Source organism: Agrobacterium burrii, from assembly GCF_017313405.1.
Lineage (GTDB): Bacteria > Pseudomonadota > Alphaproteobacteria > Rhizobiales > Rhizobiaceae > Agrobacterium > Agrobacterium burrii.
Genome location: NZ_JAFLNA010000003.1, coordinates 315,483 through 339,500, shown reverse-complemented (window position 1 = coordinate 339,500; position 24,018 = coordinate 315,483). Strand labels below are relative to the sequence as shown.

The following is a 24,018-nucleotide window of genomic DNA, read 5'->3' as shown; positions in this document are numbered from 1 at the left end:
CTTGCCCCCTCAACCCGCTGCCGCGACCTTCTCCCCGGCGGGGAGAAGAAACAAGCGGCACGCACTCCCCTTAAAAGCGAGGATGACGGAGAGGAGGTTTAGCTGTCACTCAACCAGCGTCAGCACCAGCGGCCCGTTCTTCGTCGCCACTACGGTATGCTCATACTGCACCGTCGGCGCGCTCGGATCGCTGTAGAGCGTCCACGGATCGTCATCACCATCTTCGGCCCAATAAGCCCCTGTCGAAAGAAACGGCTCGACGGTAAACACCATGCCTTCCTGCATGATGCGCCGCTCGTCCTTGTCCGGCCAGGTCGCCAGCTCCTTCGGCTCCTCATGCAGGGAGCGGCCGATGCCGTGGCTCGCCAGATTGGTGATCAGCGTATAGCGGTTCTTTTTCGCGAAAGCGCCGATGGCATTGCCGATATCGGCGAAGGGCCGCCCGGTTTTCACCTGCTGCAGGCCTGTCCACATGGCGCGTTTGCCATCACGGCACAGCCGCTCGATATCCTTCTTCACCGGCGGCACGGCAAAAGACGAACCCGTATCGCCGAAAAAGCCGTTCTTCACCGCTGAGACATCGATATTGACGAGGTCGCCCGCCTTGATGATGCGTGGCCCCGGAATGCCGTGGGCTACCTCCTCGTTGACGCTGATGCAGGTCGCGCCGGGAAACTTGTAGCAGAATTCCGGCGCGGATTGCGCGCCGTTATCCTCCAGCACCTTGCGGCCGATAGCATCCAGCTCGGCCGTGGTGATGCCGGGTTCCAGCGCGTCCGCCATGGTCTGCATGGCAACGGCGCACAAACGGCCGATATCCTTCAGCAGATCAAGTTCTTCTTCGGTGGAAATGACCATGGTTCTGTCCGTCGTTCTATATGGCGGGTCTGAAAACGCCCGCCTTGGTAATCTTCAGGCCGTGGCTTTCACCGGATCGGCACTCCCCGTCAATTCTTTTCTGACAACAGGGGCGACTTTCGTACCATAAAGCTCGATGCCGCGCATGATCTGGTCGTGCGGCATCAGGCCGATGGCCATCTGCAGCAGGAAGCGATCATTCTTGAACACGCCATGTGCCTTGATGATCTTTTCGGCCACCAGCTCGGGCTCGCCGAGGAAGAGATTGCCCTCCGGCCCGCGCGCTGCATCGAAATGGGCGCGGTTCGTCGGCCCCCAGCCGCGCTCGCGGCCGATGCGGTTCATCACCTCCGCCTGCGGCCCGTAAAACTGGTCCGCCGCCTTGTCGGTGGTATCGGCAATGAAGCCGTGCACATTGATGCTGGTGCGCAGCTTCGTCTTCTCCTGCCCCGCCCGGCGTGCTGCCTCGTGGTAGAGGTCGAACAACGGCGCAAAACGGCGATATTCGCCGCCGATGATGGCGAGCGCTACCGGCAAGCCCATGGCGCCTGCCCGCGCCACCGATTGCGGCGTGCCGCCCACGGCGATCCACACGGGCAGACGTTCCTGCAACGGACGCGGATAAACGCCGCGCCCATTGATGGCCGGATGTTTGGTGCCGGACCAGGTGACGATTTCCTGTTCGCGCAACGCCAGAAGCAGATCGAGCTTCTCGGCGAAAAGCACATCGTAATCTTCAAGGTCGTAACCGAACAGCGGGTAGGATTCGATAAAAGAACCACGCCCGGCCATGATTTCAGCGCGACCGTTCGACAGGAGATCGACGGTCGAAAATTGCTGGAACACCCGCACCGGGTCATCCGAACTCAACACCGAGACGGCGCTTGTGAGACGGATGTTCTTCGTCTTCACCGCCGCAGCCGCAAGCACGGTGGAGGGTGAGGAAGCGACATAATCCGGGCGATGGTGCTCGCCCAGCCCGAAAACATCGAGCCCGACCTGATCGGCAAGCTCGATTTCCTCAAGAAGATCCTTCAGCCGGCGCGCGCCTTCCGGCCCGCGGCCATCGGCGGGGTTGGGATTGACATCCGCGAATGTGTAAAGACCGAGTTCCATAAACGATACCTCTGTTTGCTTGCCTCAGAGATAGGGACGCACAGCCCCCCAGACAAACGCAAAATCTGGAAGCTTAGCTTCGAAAAAATGGATAGGCGCAGCCGGATTCGCCATCGCGCCACCCTTGCCTGAAATGGCCCGCGAAATGACGCCCGAAATGGCGATTGCCAGCCCGCCCCCTTTGGGCATAACCTGCTGAAACATGTGCGAAGTAATGCAAAAAGGGGAAAGCATGCATCGGACAGTTATCGTGACAGGCTCCACCAGCGGTATCGGCCTTGGCATCGCCCAGCGATTTGCGCGGGAAGGCGCCAATATCGTGCTGAACGGCTTTGGCGACGAGGATGAGATTGAAAAACTCCGCCTTTTGCTGGAAGCCGAAAGCGGCGGGCGCGTGCTTTACCACCCGGCCGATATGACGAAGCCGCACGAGATCGCCGACCTCATCAATTCCTCCCACGAAAAGCTCGGCTCGGTGGATGTGCTCATCAACAATGCCGGCATCCAGCATATCGCGCCCATCGAGGACTTCCCGACGGAAAAATGGGACTGGATCATCGCCATTAATCTGACCAGTTCTTTCCATACCATGCGCGCCGCGATACCGTTGATGAAAAAGGCCGGTAAAGGCCGCATCATTAACATTTCCTCGGCCCATGGCCTCGTCGCCTCGCCGTTCAAATCGGCCTATGTGGCGGCCAAACACGGCATCATGGGCCTGACGAAGACGGCGGCGCTTGAACTCGCGCAGACGGGCGTCACCGTCAACGCCATCTGTCCCGGTTATGTGCTGACACCGCTTGTCGAAAAGCAGATACCGGAGATGGCCAAGGTGCGTGGCATCAGCGAAGAGGCGGTGAAGAACGACGTGATGCTGGAATTGCAGGCAACCAAACAATTCGTCACCGTCGACGATGTGGCGGCTGCCGCGCTGTTTCTGGCCAGCGACGCGGCCAGCAACATCACCGGCACGCATATTTCCGTCGATGGCGGCTGGACGGCGCAATAATTACCGGATTTTCTTTCCGTTATGGAAACAATGAATTGCCAAAACGGAAATCGATATGCACGCGCGGTCGTGCATAGATGTATCGGGATAATGACAAGAAACCGGCTCGGCAGCCGGACAAAAAGCAGGGCATTGCATGAAAGACGCGATCAGCTTCATCCTCAACAGCGAAACCATCTCGCTTAGGGATTTCGGACCGACGGACACGCTTCTCGATTACCTCCGCATCAGCAAGCGGTTGACCGGGACCAAGGAAGGCTGCGCGGAAGGCGACTGCGGCGCCTGCACGGTGCTGGTCGGGCGGCTGCTGGATGGTTCGCTGCGGTATGAAAGCGTCAATGCCTGCATCCGTTTTCTAGGCTCGCTGCACGGCACCCACATCGTCACGGTGGAGCATCTGGCCGCCCGCGACGGCACGCTGCACCCCGTTCAGCAGGCGATGGTGGATTTCCACGGGTCGCAATGCGGTTTCTGCACGCCGGGCTTCATCATGTCGCTTTATGGCCTCTGGCTTACCAGCGAAAAACCCGGTCGCGCCGATATCGAGAAGGCGCTGCAAGGCAATCTCTGTCGATGCACGGGTTATGAGCCGATCGTGAAGGCCGCCGAAAAAATCGCCGCGGCCCGCCCTAGTGCGCTCTTCGACCCGCTGCAACGTGACCGCACCGACATCATGGCACGGCTCTGGGCAATCCGCGAAAACGAGACGATCACCGTCATCAGAGGCGAGGATCGCACCATCATTCCGGCAACGCTTTCCGATTTGACCGAGATTTACGCCGCTGAACCGAAGGCCACCATCGTCGCCGGTTCCACCGATGTCGGCCTGTGGGTGACGAAGCAGATGCGGGCGCTGAACCCCATCATCTTCATCAACAATCTCGGGGATTTGCAGACGATTACGGTGGATGAGGATGGCGTGACACTGGGTGCCGGCGTTACCTACAGCCAGTCCTTCAAGACCATCTCGCAGCATTTCCCGCCGCTCGCCCGGCTGTTCGATCGCCTTGGCGGCGAGCAGGTGCGCAATATGGGAACCATCGGCGGCAACATCGCCAACGGCTCACCCATCGGCGACACACCGCCGGCGCTGATCGCACTCGGCGCGACACTGACGCTGCGCTCCTCCTCCGGCAACCGCAGCCTGCCGTTGGAGAGTTATTTCATCGACTATGGCAAACAGGACCGACTGAGCGGCGAATTCGTCGAAAAGCTTTTCATTCCATTCCAGAGGCAGGAAAGCCACTACGCCGTCTACAAGATTTCCAAACGCCGCGACGAGGATATCTCCGCCCTCTGCGCCGCCTTCCATCTGATGCTCGATGCCGATGGCGCGGTGGAAGACATCCGCATCGCCTTCGGCGGCATGGCCGGCACGCCGAAACGGGCCGCGCATCTGGAGGCAGCCCTTCTCGGCAAGGCGTGGTCGCAGGATACTATCGACGCGGCGCGCGATGTGCTGGACGAGGATTTTACACCGCTAACCGACTGGCGCGCGACTGCCGAATATCGCCAATTGACGGCCAAGAACCTGCTGACGCGGTTCTTCCTTGAGACTTCGGGCGAAAAGCAGGAACTTGCGCGCTTCACACTGGAGGAGGCTTGAACCATGGACACCACAAGCTTCGAAAAAACCAAGACCGAAATCGACGGCCCTATCCATACGTCACTCCGGCACGATTCCGCCCACAAACATGTCACCGGCAGCGCCGAATATATCGATGATATCCCCGAACCCGCCGGCCTCGTCCACGGCGCACTCGGCCTTTCCGACCGGGCACACGCCGAAATCGTCTCGATGGACCTTTCCGAAGTGGAAGCCACATCGGGTGTGCTATGGGTCATGACCGGCAAGGATGTGCCCGGCGAAAACGATGTCTCGTCAGGCGGCCGTCACGACGAGCCGTTGCTGGCCGAGACAAAGGTCGAATTTCACGGCCAGCCGATCTTCGCGGTCTTTGCCGAAACCCGCGATATCGCCAGAAAGGCGGCCCGCAAGGCAAAGATCACCTATAAGGACCTGCCGCATTTCACCGATATCGATACGGCAATTGAGAATGGCGGCGCGCTCGTCATCGATCCGATGACACTGAAGCGTGGCGATGCCAAGCTGGAAATGGATGTCGCGCCGCGGCGCCTCACCGGCACGATGCGGATCGGCGGACAGGAGCATTTTTATCTCGAAAGCCACATCGCCATGGCCGTGCCGGGTGAGGATGACGAGGTGACGCTGTGGAGTTCCACCCAGCATCCAAGCGAAATCCAGCATATCGTCAGCCACATCCTGCAGGTGCCGTCCAATGCCGTCACGGTGCAGGTGCGCCGCATGGGCGGCGGTTTCGGCGGCAAGGAAACGCAGGGCAACCAGTTTGCCGCCCTCTGCGCCATTGCCGCCAAGAAACTGAACCGGGCTGTGAAAATTCGCCCGGACCGCGACGAGGATATGAGTGCCACCGGCAAACGCCATGATTTCCGCGTCGATTACGAGCTGGGCTTCGATGACGAAGGCCGCATCCACGCCGTCGATGCCACCTATGCGGCGCGCTGCGGCTTTTCCTCCGACCTCTCCGGTCCGGTCACGGATCGCGCGCTGTTTCATGCGGATTCCAGCTATTTCTACCCGCATGTGCACCTCACCTCGCGGCCGCTGAAAACCCACACCGTCTCAAACACCGCCTTTCGCGGTTTCGGCGGCCCGCAGGGCATGCTGGGGGCCGAACGTTTCATCGAGGAAATCGCCTATGCGGTCGGCAAGGATCCGCTCGATATCCGCAAGCTGAATTTCTACGGCGAGACCGGCTCGGGCCGCACCACGACCCCCTATCATCAGGAAGTCGAGGACAACATCATTGCCCGTGTCGTCGAGGAGTTGGAGACCTCCAGCGACTATCGCACCCGACGCGATGCCATCATCGAGTTCAACAGGACAAGCCCGATCATCCGCAAGGGCATCGCGCTCACCCCGGTAAAATTCGGCATTTCCTTCACCATGACCGCCTTCAATCAGGCCGGCGCTCTGGTGCATATCTATAATGATGGCTCCATCCACCTGAACCATGGCGGCACCGAAATGGGCCAGGGCCTTTACACCAAGGTGGCGCAGGTGGTGGCCGATGCCTTCCAGGTGGATATCAACAGGGTGAAGATCACGGCCACGACCACGGGTAAGGTGCCGAACACGTCAGCCACCGCCGCCTCCTCCGGCACCGATCTCAACGGCATGGCCGCCTATGACGCCGCCCGCCAGATTCGCGAGCGGCTCATCAAATTCGCCGCTGAAAACTGGAATGTGCCGGAAGAAGAAGTCGTCTTCCTGCCGAACCGGGTGCGGATCGGGCTTGAGGAGATCGCCTTCAACGATTTCATCAAAAAGGCCTATTTCGCCCGCGTGCAGCTTTCCGCCGCCGGTTTTTACAAGACGCCGAAAATCCACTGGGACCGCGCCGCCGGCCGTGGCACGCCGTTTTATTATTTCGCCTATGGCGCGGCCTGCTCGGAAGTGTCGATCGATACGCTGACCGGCGAATACCTGATGGAACGCACCGATATCCTCCACGATGTCGGCAAGTCGCTCAACCCGGCCATCGATATCGGCCAGATCGAGGGCGCCTTCGTGCAGGGCATGGGCTGGCTGACGACGGAGGAACTATGGTGGGACGGCAAGGGGCGGCTGCGCACTCACGCGCCCTCCACCTACAAGATCCCGCTCGCCTCCGACCGGCCAAAAATCTTCAACGTTCAGCTGGCGGAATGGGCGGAAAATGCGGAACCCACCATCGGCCGCTCCAAGGCCGTGGGCGAGCCGCCCTTCATGCTGGCGATCTCGGTTCTCGAAGCCCTCTCCATGGCCGTCGCCTCCGTCGCCGACTACAAGGTCTGCCCGCGCCTCGATGCACCGGCAACGCCGGAGCGGGTTCTGATGGCAGTGGAACGGTTGAAGAAGGTGTGAGGGAGGACGTACCCATGCGGCCGAGCCCCCTCATCCGTCGCTTCGCGCCACCTTCTCCCCGGCGGGGAGAAGAAATCTGCCGCGCCGACTCGCCTTTTCTGAAAGCATATAAGGTGGGCGGAGCCAGTGCTCCGGGTTTCTTCTCCCCGCCGGGGAGAAGGTGGCGCAAAGCGCCGGATGAGGGGGCCAGCCCCAATGCCTGACACCTCCTTATCCACTTTCCTCGCCCGCCCTACCCCCGCAATCCTCGTGGAAATCGAGTCCGTCAAAGGCTCATCCCCACGCGAAGCCGGCACCTTCATGCTGGTCTCACAGGAAGCCCTCTGGGAAACCATCGGCGGCGGGCAGTTCGAATATATGGCGATAGACCACGCCCGCGCCATGCTGCGAACGGGTGCCGCCGAAGACCGCATGGACATTCCGCTAGGCCCGGAAATAGGCCAATGCTGCGGCGGTCGCACCCTCATCCGCTTCCGGCGCATAACGGCGGAAATCGCCGCCGCGCTGGAGGCGAGGCTGAAGGGCGAGGCCGAGCAGCAGCCCGCCGTCGTCATTTTCGGAGCAGGCCATGTCGGCAAAGCGCTGGCTGAGGCGCTGTCGCTGTTGCCTTTGACCCTGACCATGGTGGAAACGCGGGAAGCCGAGCTGCGCGATCTTCCGGCCGGCATCGCATCCGTACTGACCCCCATGCCGGAGGCGTTCGTTGCGAAAATCCCGGCAAACGGGGCGGCCATCATCGTCACCCACGATCACGCACTCGATTTCCTGATTGCGAAGGAAGCGCTTGCCCGCGACGATCTCGCTTATGTCGGCATGATCGGTTCGAAAACCAAACGCGCCACCTTCGCCCATTGGCTGGAGCGGGAAGGAGAGCCCCCTTCCCGCCTTGCGAAACTCATCCTGCCCATCGGCGGCACCAGCGTCCGGGACAAGCGCCCCGCCGTCATAGCGGCCCTTGTGGCAGCCGAGTTGCTGCAAGCATTTTCCTCTGCCGAAACCCGTCACAACGAAAATCAACGCGCCCATCCTCAAGACCAAGATCACGCCTGAGCCCATCGGGCAGGCTTTCATCGGCCAGATTGTCCGGCTGAAGGCTTTCAAGGGTAAACCGTTCCGCTGTCCGTAGACCCGCGCGCAGGCGGGACCACGCGCGCAAAAGTGCTGTGCGCATGTTCGTCTCCATTCAGAAATGTCAGAAGTCCAGTTGATGAATTGAGCTAAAAATGCTCTGGTTTCCGGAGAAAAACCAATGAAACCTTTGGCCTTTGGCATAAAGAGAACTTATCCATGAAAATGTCTCGCCAGTTCCCCCTGAATGCCCTGCGCGTCTTCGATGCCGCCGCAAGACATCTGAGCTTCACCAAGGCTGGTGAGGAGCTGGGCATGACGCAGACGGCGGTGAGTTATCAGGTGAAGCTGCTGGAGGAAAATATCGGCGAGCCGCTTTTCCTGCGCACGGCGCGGCAGGTATCACTGACGGAAGCGGGGCAGAAACTGGCGCCGAAGGTTGCGGAAGCCTTCAATATTCTGACGGAAGCCGTCGATAGTGTACGCGACACGCCCGACGCAACCTTGACCATCCATTCCACCGCCACCTTCGCATCGCGGTGGCTATCGCGACATCTGGGCGCTTTCCAACTCGAGCATCCCTCCATCGCCGTCAGACTGGAAACATCGGGAACACTGATCGATTTCAATCAGTCGGACTGCGATGTCGCCATTCGCTGGAGCAAAGATGACGTGAGGGGATTGACCTATCACCAGCTGCTTCCCGGCGTATACACGCCGATGCTGCATCCCGATCTTGCGCAGAGCATCGGCGGATTGAAGCAACCGGAAGACCTGCTACGGCTGCGCATCATCGATCCCGGTGACGTATGGTGGAGCCAATGGTTCCGGGAAGTCGGCATCGAAAACCCAAATTTGGAGCGTTATCCGCGCAGCCGCCTCAGCGTTCAGGCTTTCGAAGCGGCAGCCGCGATCGCGGGTCAGGGTGTGGCCATGCTCACCCCTGAACTTTACGCCGACGAGATCGCGCTCGGCCGTCTTTACCAACCCTTCGGGCATCTCAGCAACGAGGGAAAGAACTACTGGCTGGTCTATCCGGAAAACCGCCGGAACATTCGCAAGATAAAGCTGTTTCGCGACTGGATACTGAAGCGGATCGAGGAAAGCCGGCCCCTGCCGCCACATCAAAATCCCATATCCGGCGCATAAAAACAGCGCGGCGTATCCTCATCCGGAAACAGACAGAGATGATATTCGCCGTCCTCGGACCGTCTTGCCTCGCTCTGCGACCAGTTGAAGATATGCCGCCGCGTGACCATGCGGTGATCGCCGGGGGCGAGCGAAACCTCATAACCGTCGGGCGTGACACGAACGCTTCGCGTGGGGATCATCTGGCAGTCGCCGGTTTCGGCATCGCCATTGCAGCAATAGCTCTCATATTTGAACCCCTTGTGGGATTCATGGGCAAGTGCTGTGGCGTTGAACGCGAGCAGCAGAAACAGGACCGTCAGAACAAGGCGCATCGGCATGGTCTCCGTTGAAAACAACGGCGGTGCCGGAAGGTCATTGCGTCACTTCATTCAAAATCCAAGCATTCATGCACACCCGGACGCAACAGCACCGGGAACTGCGACATCCGCCCTCGATCTGCCCCGCCCCGGGGTTCGCAGCGCCCGCTTTCGGAATGAACCGCCAGCGAAAACATGTCATCGAAGCCTTCAGGCCCCGCAGCCCGATAGTCTAGCACATCGGCAGACCGCACGAAGGATAATAGCTGAGTCGCATTAGCCAGCTAAGCACAAACGACAGGGCGACAGCGTTTGGCGCAGCTTTACCGGGCTTGCCATCGCGCAATCCACATGCCGAAAGGGTTGTGCACACAAGCGAACCAGATTGTGAACAATCATCGCGTGGCGTTTGCTTTTCACTTTCCTAACGGTCAAATTTCTCGCAAGGTGCGCTGCACAAGGATCAGGGGAACCGCATGTACGAATATGCCATTGCGTGGGAATGGATGGCCTTTGCCGTCCGCTGGCTCCACGTCATCACCGCCATCGCCTGGATCGGCTCATCCTTTTATTTCATCGCGCTCGATCTCGGGCTGGTCAAACGGGCGCATCTGCCGCCGGGGGCCTATGGCGAGGAATGGCAGGTGCATGGCGGCGGTTTTTACCACATCCAGAAATATCTGGTCGCCCCCGCCCAGATGCCCGAGCACCTGACTTGGTTCAAATGGGAAAGCTACGTCACCTGGCTTTCCGGTTTCGCCATGCTCTGCATCGTTTATTATGGCGGCGCGGATCTTTTCCTCATTGACCATTCGGTGCTGGCGCTCACCCAGTTTCAGGCCATCTGTCTGTCGCTTGCATCGCTGGCCATCGGCTGGCTGTTTTACGATTTCCTCTGCAAATCGCCGCTCGGTAATAATACCTGGGGCCTGATGGTGGTGCTCTATGTCGCGCTGGTGGCGATGGCATGGGGTTATACGCAGGTGTTTACCGGCCGCGCCGCCTTCCTGCATCTGGGTGCATTTACCGCCACAATCATGTCGGCGAATGTGTTTTTCATCATCATTCCGAACCAGAAGATCGTCGTCGCAGACCTAATTGCCGGGCGCACGCCGGACCCGAAATATGGCCGCATCGCCAAGCAGCGCTCGCTGCACAACAACTATCTGACGCTGCCTGTCATCTTCTTCATGCTGTCGAACCACTATCCGCTGGCCTTTGCGACTGAGTTCAACTGGATCATCGCAGCGCTGGTCTTCCTGATGGGCGTCACCATCCGCCACTGGTTCAACACCACCCATGCCCGCAAGGGCAAGCCGACATGGACCTGGCTTGCGACCGCCCTCATCTTCATCGTCATCATGTGGCTTTCCACCGTGCCGAAAGTGCTGACCGGCGAGGAAGAGCAGAAGGCGGCGACGCTTTCGCCGATGCAGCAGCAATTCGTCAGCGACGCTCATTTTACCAAGGCGCGGGATGTGGTTCAGGGCCGCTGTTCCATGTGCCACGCCGCCGAGCCGGTGTGGGAAGGCGTGCCCTTCACGCCGAAATCGGTGAAGCTCGAAACCGACGCGCAGATCGCGGCCCACGCCCGCGAAATCTATTTGCAAGCCGGCCGCAGCCATGCCATGCCACCCGGCAACATCACCGCCATCACCCCGGATGAGCGCAAAGTGCTGACCGCATGGTATGAAAGCGCGGTCTCCGGGGCTGGGAAAGCCGAAGGAAAGACCGAATGAGCATGGTTCTGCTGCGTGGCCGCCTGCTGAGCTTCCGCCGCGCGCCGCTCACAATCGACGATACGCAAAGCTATCTCTATATCGAAGATGGCGGCCTGCTTCTCGAAAATGGCAAGATCGCCGCCATTGGCGAATACGTCGACATCCGTGCGAAAGCCCCCGAAGACGTCGAGGAAAAGGACCACCGCCCGCACCTCATCGTGCCCGGCCTTATCGACATGCACCTGCATTTCCCGCAGATGCAGGTCATCGGCTCCTATGCCGCCAACCTGCTGGAATGGCTGAACACCTATACCTTCCCGGAAGAATGCCGTTTCGTCGAAACCGCCCATGCCCAGCGCATCGCCACGCATTTTTACGACGAGCTTCTGCGCCACGGCACCACCACGGCCGCTGCCTATTGCTCCGTGCACAAGACCTCCGCCGATGCCTTTTTCACTGAGGCCATGAAGCGCAACATGCTGATGGTGGGCGGCAAGGTGATGATGGACCGCAATGCCCCGCAGGGCCTGCTGGACACGCCCGAAACCTCCTATGACGAGACCCGGCAGGTGATCGCCGACTGGCACGGAAAGGGCCGCAACCACGTCGCCATCACCCCCCGCTTCGCCATCACTTCCACGCCGAAACAGATGGAAGCCGCGCAAGCGCTGGCGCAGGAGTTTCCCGATCTCTTCATCCAGACGCATCTTTCCGAAAATCTGGACGAGATCAAATACACCTGCGAGCTTTACCCGGAAGCGACCGATTACACCGACATCTATGTGCGCTATGGCCTGATGGGCAACAAGACCCTGCTCGGCCACGCCATCCACCTCTCCGAACGCGAAGCGGATGTGCTGTCGGAAACCGGCGCAGTCGCCGTACATTGCCCCACCTCCAACCTCTTCATCGGTTCCGGCCTGTTCCCGATGAAGAAGCTGCAACGGCGCGAAAAGCCTGTTCGTATCGCGGTTGCGACCGATATTGGCGGCGGATCGAGCTATTCCATGCTGCGCACCATGGATGAGGCCTACAAGATCCAGCAATTGCTGGGCGAGCGCCTCAACCCGCTGGAAAGCTGGTATCTGATGACGCGCGGCAATGCCGAAGCGCTTTCCATGGTCGACCGCATCGGCACGTTGGAAACCGGTACGGACGCCGACATCACGGTGCTGAACGCCTCCTCCACGCCGGCCATGGCGCTGAAAATGGAAGTGGTGAAAAGCCTCACCGAAGAACTGTTCCTGATGCTGACAATGGGTGATGACCGCACGGTGGTCGAGACCTATGTGGCCGGCAGGGTAATGAAGAGCGTGCTGGCATAGTTCGGCTTGGGCCGAAACATAAAGCCGCTCACTCAATTATATCAGTCACATATTGGAGCGAACGGATGCCGCTTGTTTCTTCTCCCCGCCGGGGAGAAGTCCGCGGCAGCGGGCAAGCGTGCGGTCAATCGCTGGCGTTGCCCCCTCATCCGACCCTTCGGGCCACCTTCTCCCCGCCGGGGAGAAGAACCGTGTCGCACTCGCTCGCTATACATGATTGCCTGACGCCATCTCGGCCGAATGCGAAAACGCTCTGGAGCACCCCGTGGCCAACTTCGACACAACCACCCTGCTCATGGTTATCGCAACCTTCATCGTTGCCGGCATCGTCAAGGGCGTGACCGGCATGGGACTGCCAACAGTCGCCATGGGCGTGCTCGGCCTCTTCATGCCGCCGATCGCCGCCGCCGGCCTGCTCATCCTGCCCTCCTTCATCACCAATATCTGGCAATTGCTGGTCGGACCGGATTTCCGGGCCATCGTCAAGCGGCTGTGGCCGATGATGATCGCCATCGCTCTCGGCACCCTCATCGGCATCCGGTTGATGACATCAGGCACCGGCGTCTGGACCACCTCGGCGCTCGGCCTGTGCCTTGCGGCTTACGCGGCCTATAGTCTGCTTGCCAGACCCGTCTCGATACCGGCCGGACTGGAACCAAAACTCTCCCCCGTCATGGGGCTGGCAACCGGCCTGCTGACCGGCGGCACCGGCATTTTCGTCGTGCCCGCCGTGCCCTATATCCAGTCGCTCGGTTTCAACCGCGATGATCTCGTGCAGGCGCTTGGCCTTTCCTTCACCGTCTCCACCGTTGCGCTCGCCGCCGGCCTTGCCTCCCAGAATGCCTTTCACGTTGAGCATCTGTCGCTTTCCGCGCTGGCCGTGCTGCCCGCGCTCGCCGGCATGTGGCTTGGCCAGAAGATCCGCTATATCGTCAGCCCGGCGACGTTCCGGCGCTGGTTTCTCATCTGCCTGCTTTTACTGGGAGCCGAACTGTTTTTGCGGGCGTTCTGGTGATGAAAATCCGTCGATTTTGATGTTGCAGCCGCCACATTCATGTTATGTGAAGCCATCATTCAAATGTGAAGGCTTTATCCATGGGCAAAATCCTCACCATAGCGGACCTGAAGCAGCAGGCTCAGCGCCGTGTGCCAAAAATGTTTTTCGACTATGCCGATAGCGGCGCTTGGACGGAAAGCACCTACCGCGCCAATGAGGATGATTTCGCGAAGATAAAGCTGCGCCAGCGCGTGCTGGTGGATATGACCGACCGCTCGCTGGCCACAGAAATGGTCGGTGAGAAGGTTTCGATGCCGGTGGCGCTCTCCCCCACCGGGCTGACCGGCATGCAACATGCCGATGGCGAAATGCTGGCCGCAAAAGCGGCTGAGGAATTCGGCGTGCCCTTCACGCTGTCCACCATGAGCATCTGCTCCATAGAGGATGTCGCCTCCGTCACCTCGAAACCCTTCTGGTTTCAGCTTTACGTGATGAAGGACCGGGACTTCGTCAATAATCTGATCGACCGCGCCAAGGCCGCCGGATGCTCGGCACTGGTGCTGACGCTCGACCTGCAAATCCTCGGCCAGCGCCACAAGGATTTGCGCAACGGCCTGTCGGCGCCACCGAAATTCACCCCGAAACATATCTGGCAGATGGCGACCCGGCCGAAATGGTGCCTCGACATGGCTCGCACCAAGCGCCGCAGCTTCGGCAACATCGTCGGCCACGCCAAGAATGTCTCCGACCTGTCGTCGCTCTCTTCATGGACGGCGGAGCAGTTCGATCCGCGCCTGTCCTGGAAGGATGTCGAATGGATCAAGGAACGCTGGGGCGGCAAGCTGATCCTCAAGGGCATTCTTGACGAGGAAGATGCGCGCGCCTCGCTCGACACAGGCGCCGACGCCATCATCGTCTCCAACCATGGCGGCCGCCAGCTCGATGGCGCGCATTCCTCCATCGCCATGCTGCCGAAGATCGTCGATGCTGTCGGCGACAGGGTCGAGGTGCACATAGATGGCGGCATTCGTTCCGGTCAGGACGTACTGAAGGCAGTAGCGCTCGGTGCCAAGGGCACCTATATCGGCCGCCCCTTCCTCTACGGCCTCGGCGCTGATGGCAAACAGGGCGTGACGACGGCGCTGGAGATCATCCGCAAGGAAATGGATATCAGCATGGCGCTTTGCGGCAAAAGGCTGATAACGGATGTGGACCGCAGTATTCTGGCGTGATGGTGACGTAGAGTAGATGGGGCAGCGCCTCACAGCCGATGCGTCATTAAGTCCCGCCCTACGCCGCCTCCCTCATCCCTGTGCTTGTCACAGGGATCCAGCCAGCCCAAGTCCTTGGGCTGAAAGGAGTCTTTCCGTCGCGCAGACGCGCGCCGGCTGGATTCCTGTGACAAGCACAGGAATGAGGGTGGAGGGACGCCGTCAATGCCCCACCGTCTTCGAAAACACATTCACGATCACCACGCCGGTGATGATGAAACCGAGACCGATAACGGCGGCAATATCCAGCGTCTGGCGAAACACGAAATAGCCGATGCCGGAAATCAGCACGATGCCGAGCCCGCTCCAGATCGCATAGGCAACGCCGACAGGGATCACGCGCAGCGTGAACGACAGCAGATAAAAGGCCGCGCCGTAAAACACCGCCATCAGCACCGTTGGCAGCAGCCTGGTGAATTGCTGCGACTGCTGCAGGAAAGAGGTCGCGATGACCTCGCAGATAATGGCCGCGACAAGCGCCCCATAGGTAAAAACAGCCGCGTTCATCGTTCCGTTTCCTTTGTCGTCTGGGCGATCATCCGGGCCTTGAGAGCCACCCTGTCGCCACCTGCCCTGCCATCATCGGCCAGCAGATCGGCAAACCAGATACCATCAGCCGCAAGCCGCACCATCTCCAGTACCACCCCGTCATCCGTATCTTTATGACGGGCAAGACGCCCCTCGACCCAGCTGGTCCACATGCGCCTGAGCGACGGTTCGCCGACCATGGAAACCGAGATCGCCGCCCACTGCCTGCCCGAATCCCGGTCGCGATCATCGAAAACCGCGTTGACATAGGCCCGCGTGAAGCTCCCATAAGCTTCACAATCCTGTGAGATGAGGGCGTCGATTTCCGCATCCAGCGCGCCCAGAAGGTCCGCCATCACCGCCTCCAGCAAGACCTGCTTGGAGGCGAAATGGTGGAATAACCCGCCCTTCGTCACCCCGGCGGCATCGGCCACCGCCTGCACGGAAAGCGCGGCAACGCCCTGATCAGCAGCAAGTTTCGCCGCGCAATCGAGAAGATTGCGGCGCACGATTTCCGGCTGTTTTTTACGTTCGTGAGCATTTGTCATGTTTGCAAACATACCGGACGGTAGGTTTCTTTTCAAGGAAATTGTGAGGGCAGCGGATGGGTTGAAATTCATACTTAATTAAGCATGAAAGCGATCTCTAAAGTTTTAGCGGTTTTGTTGCCTGAAAGTGTCAGTAAAACTTGAAATCAACAGCGGTGGTCAAACAAAAGGGGCGGATTATGTCGGGAACGGTCAAACGGGGAATGGCGGGAACATGGGTCTTCGCACTCGCCTTCTTTTGCGCGATCCTCTCATTGCAGGCATCGCCTGCGCAGGCCGGTTATGCCCATTTCATCATGGATGCCAATACCGGCAAGGTTCTGGCGTCCCGCAATGCCGATGTGCTGAACCACCCCGCTTCGCTCACCAAGATGATGACGCTTTACCTGACCTTCGAGGCGCTGCATGCCGGCCGGATTCGCTGGGACCAGAAGATAAAGATGTCCAAAAATGGTGCAGCCGTCATCCCCTCCAAGCTTTATGTGCGTCAGGGCCAGACCTTTACCGTGCGCGAAGCCGTTTATGGCATGATCGTCAAATCTGCCAACGACATGGCGGAAGGCATGGGCGATCACCTCGGCGGCTCCGAGGCAAGGTTTGCCGAAATGATGACCCGCAAGGCCCGCCAGCTCGGCATGTCGAAGACGGTGTTCCGCAACGCTTCCGGCCTGCCCAGCAAATCGCAGGTGACGACTGCGCGTGACATGGCGAAGCTCGGCCTTGCGCTGCAGCGCGACTTTCCCAAGGAATATGACCTTTTCGCCATGGAATCCTTCAGCTTCCGGGGAAAACGCATCCGCGGCCACAACAATCTGATGTATCGCTATCAGGGCATGGATGGCATCAAGACCGGTTACACCAATGCCTCCGGCTTCAACCTCGTCAGCGCCATCAACCACAATGGCCGCCGCGTCGTCGGCGTCGTGCTGGGCGGCAAGACCGCCCGCAGCCGCGATGCCCAGATGGCCGCCCTTCTCGACAAGGCCGTGCCGCAGGCATCGAGAAGCCGCAATACCGAACAGCTCGTCGCCAGCGCCAATGTCAGCCGCACCTTCGATGTCCCGCCCGCAGCCGTGCCTCCGGCAGCCGTGCCATTGCCGATGTTTGCCGAACGCCGCTCCGACCCGGTCGCCATGCAGATCGCCACGGCCAACGACCAGATGGCCGACATGATTCAGGTCTCCGCCATTCCGAAACCCGCCCCCGCTACCGCCATTGGCCAGAGAAGCCGCTGGGAAGTGCAGATCGCCGCAGCCGATAGTGAAGCCGCCGCCCGCTCCCTGCTTGCCAATGCGCGCTCGAACATCGGAAGCTATGCCGGGATCGCCCCCTATACCGAAGCGGTGCAAAGCGGATCGGCAACCCTCTACCGCGCCCGCTTCACCGGCTTCGAAGACCAGTCTTCGGCGGTTTCCGCCTGCAAGGAACTGAAGGCGCAGTCTTACGCCTGCGTGGTGATGAATAGCGAGGGGTGAGTTTTACCGCTTGATCCAGCCGCTCGCTAGAGCATCCGCCAGATACGGAATGCCGTTGACCCGCGCCATCTCGGCCATGGCCAAATTGTCGTAGCGGATATTCCGGAAATAGACCTGCCAGCCGCGCCCGGTCTCTTCCAGCACGGCATAGCTGGCAAGCGGATGACCGGCCTCGACGTGATGGTCGAAGGGTGTATCGTCCTTCCAGCCGGGGCAGCCGACGCTGCCGGGATTGACGATCAGGCGGCCATCGGAAAGCTGCACCGCGCGGGGAATATGGGTATGGCCGCACAGCATCAGCGGCTGCGCTATACCTTCCGCCCTCGCCTCGATTTCGGCGAGCGGCCGCAGTTTCAGCACACCTTCCGGCGAAAGCGTTTCCAGCCAATAGTCGAGATCGTCGCGCGGTGAGCCGTGGCAGCAATAGGCAACGTCTTTAAACACCATGCTGAACGGCAAAGTCTGCAGCCAGTCCAGATGCGCGGCGGTCATCTGCGCATGGGCCGGCCTTTCCCAGCTGCCCATATCCTCCGGTGCGCGCTCGATCAGTTCCCGGTCGTGATTGCCGCGAATGCTGGGTATCCAGTTGCCAACCAATACGTCACCGGTAAAACCCGCCTCCAGCGGCCCGCTGAAACAATCGCCGAGGTTGACGATGTCCTTGATGCCGAGCCTGGCGATATCCTCAAGCACGGCCTCCAGCGCAGCGCAGTTTCCGTGAATATCGGCAATGGCGGCAAAGATCATGGCGGTCAGCTTCCTCGATAGGTGGAATAGCTAAAGGGCGAAAGCAGCAGCGGCACATGGTAGTGGCCGCTCTCATCGGCAATGCCGAAACGGATCGGGATAATATCGAGAAAGGCCGGTTCCGGCAGCACAACGCCCTTGCCGCGCAGATAATCGCCGGCATAGAAAACCAGCTCATATTCACCCGCCTTAAAACTATCGCCGACAAGCAACGGCCCACCATCCACACGGCCATCGCTATTTGTCTCGACTGTCTTGATCTTCTCGCGGCGATCACCCGACAGCCGATAAAGCTCGATCGTCAGCCCCTCGGCGGGCGTGCCATGGGCGGCGTCGAGAACATGGGTGGTCAGACCGGTCATAGCTCTGGCTCCGCGATCATGAAGGGCTCATCGAAAAAATATTCTTCCAGATTGTTGCCAGGCCCTTCGCGGTCGGCAACCAGAAAATCAGAGACCGCCTGCAACGGCATCAGGGGATAGTGCCAGACGTTGCGGCGGTAATTCACACCCTGATCACCACGCGCCAGAAACACCTGCGGCCGCGTGGGTCTGCCACCGTCGTCTTCCGCAACGACGACGAGGAAAGGCCGGCCGGACAGCGGCGAAATACTCTGGCTGCCGAGCGGATGCCGCTCCATCATCTCGATGACATGGGGGAACACCCGCGGCTGCCCGCGGAAAATATTGAGGATGATACGCGCACTCTCGCCCGCTGCCTCGGGTGCGGCAAGTGCATGGTGCCTCTCGGTCTGGCCGCCATTGATGTGGCGCATGGAAGAGGGCGTAATTTCGATCACATCGCCGAAGGATGCGAATGCTTGCTTGGTAAGGGGTTTTATGTCGAGATAATCAGTCAAATGTCATTCACCTTGGGCATGCCAGTTTCGGAGAAGGGAGAGACGCGCCTGCAAATCCGGAATGCTCTGCGTTATCGTTTTCCAGACGACCGAGAGCTCCGCCCGGAAATAATCATGCACGATCAGATTGCGCATACCCTTCATCTTGATCCAGGGAATTTCCGGGTGCTGCTGTAAAAACGCGGGGTAATGCTTGTCGAGTTTGGCAACCGCCTCGCCAATCAGGGCAAGACCCATCATGACCGCCATCTGCGTCCGTGTGTCAGAAGAAAAATCCGCCTCATCCATATCCTGAATGAAATCCCTTATTCTGGAGGCGGCAACATCCATTTCCTTCAGATAGAGCAGAAGCCGATCCGTACTCATACCGCTTTGGCTTCCTTCAGAACACGCGCTCTTATATCCGAATGCAGGCCACCTGTGGTGACAACGTCGACCTCGACACCAAGCAACGACTTCAATTCCTCCAGTAAACCACCCAGATCAAACAAAGTCGTGCCCGGCAGCGCATCCACCAGAATATCGAGATCGCTGTCCGGCCGGTCCTCACCGCGGGCGACGGAGCCGAACACGCGCGGGTTCGCCGCATTGAAGCGCTTTGTCGCTTCGCGGATCGCCTCCCTGTTCTTCTCCAGCACCTCGGACGGTCTCATGGTTCAATCTCCAGACAGCACGATCCTAGCAGAACGGCCACCGCTCGCCAATTCAGCCCTCCGGCAGCATCGCGGAAAGGCGCAGCCAGGCGATCTTTTCCACCTGCGCCGTCGCAGTCGCGAACTCTTGCGCCGCATCATTGCCGATGCGGGTTTCGAAGGCGGAAAGAATGTCGTGCCTGTTCAGCCCCTTGACCGCGATGATGAAGGGAAAGCCGAATTTTTGGGTATAGGCGTTGTTCAACTCGGTAAAGCGCGCATGTTCCGCCGGCGAAAGCCGATCGAGCCCCGCACCTGCCTGTTCGTTGCGGCTATCCGCCGTCAGCTCGCCCGCAATCGCCAGCTTGCCGGCAAGATCCGGATGCGCCCGCAACACGCCAAGCCTTTCAGCCTCGGAAGCGGCACGGAACTGCGCGGTGAGTGCGGCGTGGACCACCTTCGCCGTCAAATCCCCCTCGAACGCGCCGGCATCATAGGCCCGCTCGGCGAGGAAGGGCGAATGTTCGAACACACCGCCGAAACGGTCGACAAATTCCTGTCGAATCACCATCAAAGCGTCTCCGGCTTATGATGATCATGCCAGTGCCGGGCGATCTCGATCCGCTGCGGGATCCACACCTTGTCATGGCTGAGCACATATTCGATGAAACGGCGTAGTGCCGCCGCGCGGCCGGGGCGGCCGACAAGGCGGCAATGCAGGCCGATGCTCATCATCTTCGGCGCGCCGTCAATGCCTTCCTGATAGAGCACGTCGAAAGCGTCCTTCAGATACGCGAAGAACTGGTCGCCGGAATTGAAACCCTGCGGCGTGGCGAAACGCATGTCGTTGGTGTCAAGCGTATAGGGAATGATCAGGAACGGCTCGTCCTTCGCGTCCTTCACCCAATAGGGCAGATCGTCAGCATAGGAATCAGACGAGTAGAGAAAACCGCCCTCTTCCATGACAAGCCGCAGCGTATTGTCCGAAGGTTTGCCCTGATACATGCCGTAGGGACGTTCCCCCGTCACTTCAGTGTGCAGGCGCACGGCTTCGGTTATATGCTTGCGCTCTTCCTCTTCGGAAAAATCCTTATATTCCAGCCAGCGATACCCGTGGCTGGCAATTTCCCAGCCCGCTTCCTTCATGGCCGCGACCGCTTCCGGGTTACGGGCCATGGCCGCCGTCACGCCATAAACGGTGGTGGTGACGCCAAGACTGGTGAACATGCGCCACAGCCGCCAGAAGCCGGCGCGCGAGCCATATTCATAGATCGATTCCATATTCAGATTGCGCTGGCCGGGCCAGGGTTGGGCGCCAACGATTTCCGACAGCAGCGATTCCGACGCCTTGTCATTGTCGAGAATGCAGCTTTCACCGCCCTCCTCGTAATTGATGACGAATTGCACGGCGATGCGTGCGCCGCCCGGCCATTTCGGATCGGGAACATCACGGCCATAGCCCACCAGATTGCGGGAGTAATTGTCGGAAATCATTCAGCCACCCAAGACATCTCTCCCCTGGCGGAAACCGATTTCGGGAGACATAAACAAATCTCCAAAGCGCGCCGGCCCGGAATGGGAAACGGCGCAAACTTTGGATATGCGATGCCGAACGGTATCATCCGCATCCGGAATGTCGAGATCAATTTTGCCGACATTCCGATGCTTTTTTGTATACGATTATGGGCGGCTGTTTCTCAGGCAATCTTGCGCGCGGAAACGCGGCCCATGGGATGCAGAGAGTGCACCCGGAAAGGCGCACCCGGCTCGTCCTCGATGAAGAGAGCAAGACTGGAAAATTGTAGCTCCCGGGTCAGCAGCGGCTCGAAAACCTTGCGCACAGCGCGCTCAACTCTCTGGCTGCTGGCAGGCTCAACACCACCAGTCAGCGACATCTGGAACCGGAACTCATCCATCACATGCGGGCTGCCCCAGCGATGCAGGTTGGTGAGCTGCGAGGCCGAAAGCCGGTCCGGATCGGCACGCTCAATCTCCGCCTCGGAAAGCGGCGCGCGATATCGGTCAAATTCCTGCACCACGCGGGCGGCAAAAAAATGCAGCACTTCGCAGGGACGCTCTGGAACGAGGCTGAAGACATTCCCATGCCTTGCTATCACAAGTTGCGGAAGCGTGAAAGGGTCCTGCTTGCCGGAAAAATACATCAGGTCGCGCAACAGCGCGGCCTCGGAGTGGCCCTCAGCAAGCCGGAAAGGCGCCTTGATCGTGCCATGGAAACCGTAACGGCGCGGCAGCGCCGTGTGGTACGAAATCTCCTGCATGCCGAGATCGATCATGCCCGGCGGCTCCACCGCCTGACCGGAATAGGCATCGCGCCCCAACCACGCGGCGGCTGCCTGCGTCAGGGGGTCATTGGGGGTAGGCGTGAAATGAATGGCGTATCGCATGCGCTGTCACCTCGCCGCAAAAGCGGCCAAACCGGCCTCGTTGCAGGCCAGCAAATAGGTGATTTGCGTGACAGATTAACGACGTGGACGGCCTGATCAGCACTTTCTAAAGTCCGTGACGGCAATATTCACGTGTTGTTGAAGGCGAAACCCGACGGGTACGTCAGGTGTCTCCCCGCACACGGTTTGCAACGCCGCATCGGCAAGAAAATGGGCAAGACCGAAGCTGACCTTGAAGCCACCCGAAAGCGCGACAAGCTTCGGATAGCCGGCAACCGACCCCACCATCGGGTCTCTCCCGACCGCCTTTGGCCGCAGGCCGGCCCACCGTTCCAGAACCGGTGCGTGGGCAAGCGATGGTACCACCGAGCACGCCTCGGCGAGCAGCTTTTCTAGCTTTTCGTCAGTGCTGAACGGCTCAGAAAAACAATCTTCGCTGGTACTGCCGATGGCGACAGTGCCATCCTCATGCGGCACGATGTAAAGGCCATTGAGGAAGACGACCGGCATGGACGGGTCGGCCGCCGCATCAAGAAGCGCTGCCTGCCCTTTCACCGCCTGCCCGAGCGAGACGCCCGCCGCAAGACCGAGTGCATCGCGGATCAAGGGGAAGGAACCGTGCCCATTGGCGACAATGGCATGGCCGAAGACAATCTCCTCCCCCGAAGACAGCATTGCCCGCCCGGCCTGCGGGTCGAGCGAAACCACGGAGCACCGTTCAACCGCCCGCACATGCCGGGCCGTGCGGAGAAAAGCCGACAGCAGGGCGATCATCGCGCGCGGCGAGACCTTCGCCGCCAGCGTATCCAGCACAAAGCCCGCCTGCCCTGCCGCATCATCCACCCATTCCAGGACAGAAGGGCTGTCGCCGACATGCCAATGGAATTGGCGCTCACCCGACACCCAGTTTTCCCCGGCATCCCGTTCGTGCCGCTCCGCGATGCCGCGCAGATGCGGCTTGGGCAGAGGAATGATCCGGCCGCAACGGCGATAACCGGCGGAAAGCCCGGTTTCGGCCTCCAGCCCGGCGATCTCAGTTTCCAGCGCCACAAGGGCATCGAACTGGAACTGCTTCTTGTCCGACCAGCGGTCCGGCATATGCGGCATCAAGGCACCAAGCAGCCCGCCGCTCGCCCCACTGCCAAGCTGCTCCGCCTCCACCAGCAGGGTGTCTATTCCGAGCCGTTCCGCCTTGACGGCGGCCCATAGCCCCATAATGCCGCCACCAACGATGAGGAGCGGCACGGAGCCCGGCAATCTTGGAGATTGACCCTGTTCGAAAGCAGGACTATCGGCATTAGTCATGAAAAATTCCAACGACTTTATCCCAGAGGCTGGCACGGAGACCGGTTCCGCAACCGGAGAAACCCATACCGCACTCGACTGGCGTGACGGGGATATGCCCTATTCGCTGGCCTTTGACGATCATTTTTATTGCCAGACGGATGGCAGGCTGGAATGCGGCCATGTCTTCCTGTCCGGAAACGGCCTGCCAGAGCGTTGGCTTGAACGGGAGGGCGTATTCCGCATCGGTGAGCTGGGCTTCGGCACCGGCCTTAATCTCTGCGAGACATGGCGCCAATGGAAAGAAGCCCGCAACGGCCGCTCCAGGCTGCATTTCATCTCCTTCGAGCTTTACCCGATGAAGGCGGGCGAGATCGACCGGGCGCTTTCCCGCTGGCCGGAGATAGATACTGAGCGCAAGGCGCTTGTCGCCCTCTGGCCGGAAGAGCCGCAAGGCAGGGTCGACATCGCACTGGATGACGAGACGCGTCTGACGGTGGTCTGCGGCGAGGCCTTTGCCGGAATCTCCAGCAGCAATGAGAGTTTCGACGCGTGGTTTCTGGATGGCTTCGCGCCGGCGCGTAATCCGGACATGTGGTCGCTGGAAATCATGCAGGCGCTCTTTGCCAAAACGGCGTCGGAGGGCACATTCGCCACATATGCCGCCGCCGGTTTCGTTCGCCGCAACCTTATCGCCGCCGGTTTTGACCTGGAGCGGCGCAAGGGCTTTGCCGGAAAGCGGGAAATGCTCTGCGGCACCAAACGTCCCGCCTGAGGC

At 60.0% G+C, this 24,018-nt stretch carries 25 protein-coding genes; 11 read left to right on the top strand and 14 right to left on the bottom strand.

Annotated features, from left to right (window positions below; genetic code table 11):
- Positions 1-105 precede the first annotated feature (105 nt).
- Together map and JZX89_RS08355 are read right to left on the bottom strand one after the other, a co-directional pair.
- Positions 106-858: a type I methionyl aminopeptidase gene (gene map, locus JZX89_RS08360; RefSeq protein WP_153514915.1), complete on the bottom strand. Its 753-nt coding sequence runs from the start codon at positions 856-858 to the stop codon at positions 106-108.
- Between the two features lie 54 nt (positions 859-912).
- Positions 913-1,974 (bottom strand): LLM class flavin-dependent oxidoreductase, encoded by a 1,062-nt coding sequence (locus JZX89_RS08355; protein ID WP_149900291.1) that lies wholly within the window; start codon positions 1,972-1,974, stop codon positions 913-915.
- 232 nt (positions 1,975-2,206) lie between these two features.
- Here JZX89_RS08355 and JZX89_RS08350 point away from each other — a divergent pair, with 232 nt between their 5' ends.
- The 5 genes from JZX89_RS08350 to JZX89_RS08330 all read left to right on the top strand — a co-directional run bounded on the left by JZX89_RS08350 (position 2,207) and on the right by JZX89_RS08330 (position 9,149).
- Positions 2,207-2,983 (top strand): 3-hydroxybutyrate dehydrogenase, encoded by a 777-nt coding sequence (locus JZX89_RS08350; protein ID WP_153514913.1) that lies wholly within the window; start codon positions 2,207-2,209, stop codon positions 2,981-2,983.
- 136 nt (positions 2,984-3,119) lie between these two features.
- A complete protein-coding gene (xdhA, locus tag JZX89_RS08345; RefSeq protein ID WP_207133775.1) occupies positions 3,120-4,589 on the top strand; it encodes a xanthine dehydrogenase small subunit in 1,470 nt (489 codons plus the stop codon).
- 3 nt (positions 4,590-4,592) lie between these two features.
- Positions 4,593-6,932, top strand: coding sequence for a xanthine dehydrogenase molybdopterin binding subunit (xdhB, locus tag JZX89_RS08340; RefSeq protein ID WP_207133774.1), 2,340 nt, complete (start codon positions 4,593-4,595; stop codon positions 6,930-6,932).
- 195 nt (positions 6,933-7,127) lie between these two features.
- Positions 7,128-7,982: a xanthine dehydrogenase accessory protein XdhC gene (gene xdhC, locus JZX89_RS08335; RefSeq protein WP_207133773.1), complete on the top strand. Its 855-nt coding sequence runs from the start codon at positions 7,128-7,130 to the stop codon at positions 7,980-7,982.
- A 237-nt stretch (positions 7,983-8,219) separates the two neighbouring features.
- On the top strand, positions 8,220-9,149 hold the full coding sequence (locus tag JZX89_RS08330) for a LysR substrate-binding domain-containing protein (protein WP_207133772.1): 930 nt from the start codon (positions 8,220-8,222) through the stop codon (positions 9,147-9,149).
- On the opposite strand, the gene JZX89_RS08325 is transcribed toward JZX89_RS08330, so the two are convergent.
- A complete protein-coding gene (locus JZX89_RS08325; RefSeq protein ID WP_174373352.1) occupies positions 9,125-9,463 on the bottom strand; it encodes a hypothetical protein in 339 nt (112 codons plus the stop codon). The two genes, JZX89_RS08330 and JZX89_RS08325, sit on opposite strands and share 25 nt — an antisense overlap.
- 461 nt (positions 9,464-9,924) lie before the next feature.
- Between JZX89_RS08325 and puuD the strand changes: the two genes are divergently transcribed.
- From puuD to JZX89_RS08305, 4 genes are all read left to right on the top strand, one after another.
- Positions 9,925-11,187, top strand: a complete 1,263-nt coding sequence (gene puuD / locus JZX89_RS08320; protein ID WP_207133771.1) for a urate hydroxylase PuuD — start codon at positions 9,925-9,927, stop codon at positions 11,185-11,187.
- The gene (gene guaD, locus JZX89_RS08315; RefSeq protein ID WP_207133770.1) at positions 11,184-12,494 is read left to right on the top strand and encodes a guanine deaminase; all 1,311 of its coding nucleotides are present in this window, start codon (positions 11,184-11,186) and stop codon (positions 12,492-12,494) included. Before puuD ends, guaD begins: the two co-directional genes overlap by 4 nt.
- Positions 12,495-12,789: 295 nt before the next feature.
- Positions 12,790-13,509: a sulfite exporter TauE/SafE family protein gene (locus tag JZX89_RS08310; protein ID WP_207133856.1), complete on the top strand. Its 720-nt coding sequence runs from the start codon at positions 12,790-12,792 to the stop codon at positions 13,507-13,509.
- Between the two features lie 80 nt (positions 13,510-13,589).
- Entirely contained in the window at positions 13,590-14,723 is a 1,134-nt protein-coding gene (locus tag JZX89_RS08305; protein ID WP_207133769.1) for an alpha-hydroxy acid oxidase, read from the top strand.
- 201 nt (positions 14,724-14,924) lie between these two features.
- Here the strand turns inward: JZX89_RS08305 and JZX89_RS08300 are convergent, their stop codons facing one another.
- Together JZX89_RS08300 and JZX89_RS08295 are read right to left on the bottom strand one after the other, a co-directional pair.
- Positions 14,925-15,269 (bottom strand): DMT family transporter, encoded by a 345-nt coding sequence (locus JZX89_RS08300; RefSeq protein WP_153514904.1) that lies wholly within the window; start codon positions 15,267-15,269, stop codon positions 14,925-14,927.
- Entirely contained in the window at positions 15,266-15,850 is a 585-nt protein-coding gene (locus JZX89_RS08295) for a TetR/AcrR family transcriptional regulator (protein ID WP_153514903.1), read from the bottom strand. Before JZX89_RS08295 ends, JZX89_RS08300 begins: the two co-directional genes overlap by 4 nt.
- 191 nt (positions 15,851-16,041) lie before the next feature.
- Between JZX89_RS08295 and JZX89_RS08290 the strand changes: the two genes are divergently transcribed.
- Positions 16,042-17,313, top strand: coding sequence for a D-alanyl-D-alanine carboxypeptidase (locus JZX89_RS08290; protein WP_207133855.1), 1,272 nt, complete (start codon positions 16,042-16,044; stop codon positions 17,311-17,313).
- Between the two features lie 3 nt (positions 17,314-17,316).
- Here the strand turns inward: JZX89_RS08290 and JZX89_RS08285 are convergent, their stop codons facing one another.
- The 9 genes from JZX89_RS08285 to JZX89_RS08245 form a co-directional block, all read right to left on the bottom strand.
- On the bottom strand, positions 17,317-18,060 hold the full coding sequence (locus tag JZX89_RS08285; RefSeq protein WP_207133768.1) for a metallophosphoesterase family protein: 744 nt from the start codon (positions 18,058-18,060) through the stop codon (positions 17,317-17,319).
- 5 nt (positions 18,061-18,065) lie between these two features.
- Entirely contained in the window at positions 18,066-18,422 is a 357-nt protein-coding gene (gene uraH / locus JZX89_RS08280; RefSeq protein WP_207133767.1) for a hydroxyisourate hydrolase, read from the bottom strand.
- Positions 18,419-18,919 carry an ureidoglycolate lyase gene (locus JZX89_RS08275; protein WP_207133766.1) on the bottom strand — a complete coding sequence of 167 codons (501 nt, stop codon included), beginning with the start codon at positions 18,917-18,919 and terminating at the stop codon, positions 18,419-18,421. Before JZX89_RS08275 ends, uraH begins: the two co-directional genes overlap by 4 nt.
- Positions 18,920-18,922: 3 nt before the next feature.
- The gene (locus tag JZX89_RS08270) at positions 18,923-19,285 is read right to left on the bottom strand and encodes a HepT-like ribonuclease domain-containing protein (RefSeq protein WP_174373345.1); all 363 of its coding nucleotides are present in this window, start codon (positions 19,283-19,285) and stop codon (positions 18,923-18,925) included.
- Complete coding sequence (locus JZX89_RS08265; RefSeq protein WP_149899961.1) at positions 19,282-19,572, bottom strand: nucleotidyltransferase family protein; 291 nt, start codon at positions 19,570-19,572, stop codon at positions 19,282-19,284. The genes JZX89_RS08270 and JZX89_RS08265 overlap by 4 nt, the downstream gene beginning before the upstream one ends.
- 52 nt (positions 19,573-19,624) lie before the next feature.
- Positions 19,625-20,122: a 2-oxo-4-hydroxy-4-carboxy-5-ureidoimidazoline decarboxylase gene (uraD, locus tag JZX89_RS08260; protein WP_207133765.1), complete on the bottom strand. Its 498-nt coding sequence runs from the start codon at positions 20,120-20,122 to the stop codon at positions 19,625-19,627.
- On the bottom strand, positions 20,122-21,045 hold the full coding sequence (puuE, locus tag JZX89_RS08255; protein ID WP_207133764.1) for an allantoinase PuuE: 924 nt from the start codon (positions 21,043-21,045) through the stop codon (positions 20,122-20,124). Before puuE ends, uraD begins: the two co-directional genes overlap by 1 nt.
- A 203-nt stretch (positions 21,046-21,248) precedes the next feature.
- Positions 21,249-21,956: a DUF1045 domain-containing protein gene (locus JZX89_RS08250; RefSeq protein ID WP_153514894.1), complete on the bottom strand. Its 708-nt coding sequence runs from the start codon at positions 21,954-21,956 to the stop codon at positions 21,249-21,251.
- A gap of 96 nt (positions 21,957-22,052) precedes the next feature.
- Positions 22,053-23,261, bottom strand: a complete 1,209-nt coding sequence (locus JZX89_RS08245) for an NAD(P)/FAD-dependent oxidoreductase (RefSeq protein ID WP_207133763.1) — start codon at positions 23,259-23,261, stop codon at positions 22,053-22,055.
- Here JZX89_RS08245 and mnmC2 point away from each other — a divergent pair.
- Positions 23,260-24,015 (top strand): tRNA (5-methylaminomethyl-2-thiouridine)(34)-methyltransferase MnmC2, encoded by a 756-nt coding sequence (gene mnmC2 / locus JZX89_RS08240; protein ID WP_207133762.1) that lies wholly within the window; start codon positions 23,260-23,262, stop codon positions 24,013-24,015. The genes JZX89_RS08245 and mnmC2 overlap by 2 nt on opposite strands.
- Positions 24,016-24,018 lie beyond the last annotated feature (3 nt).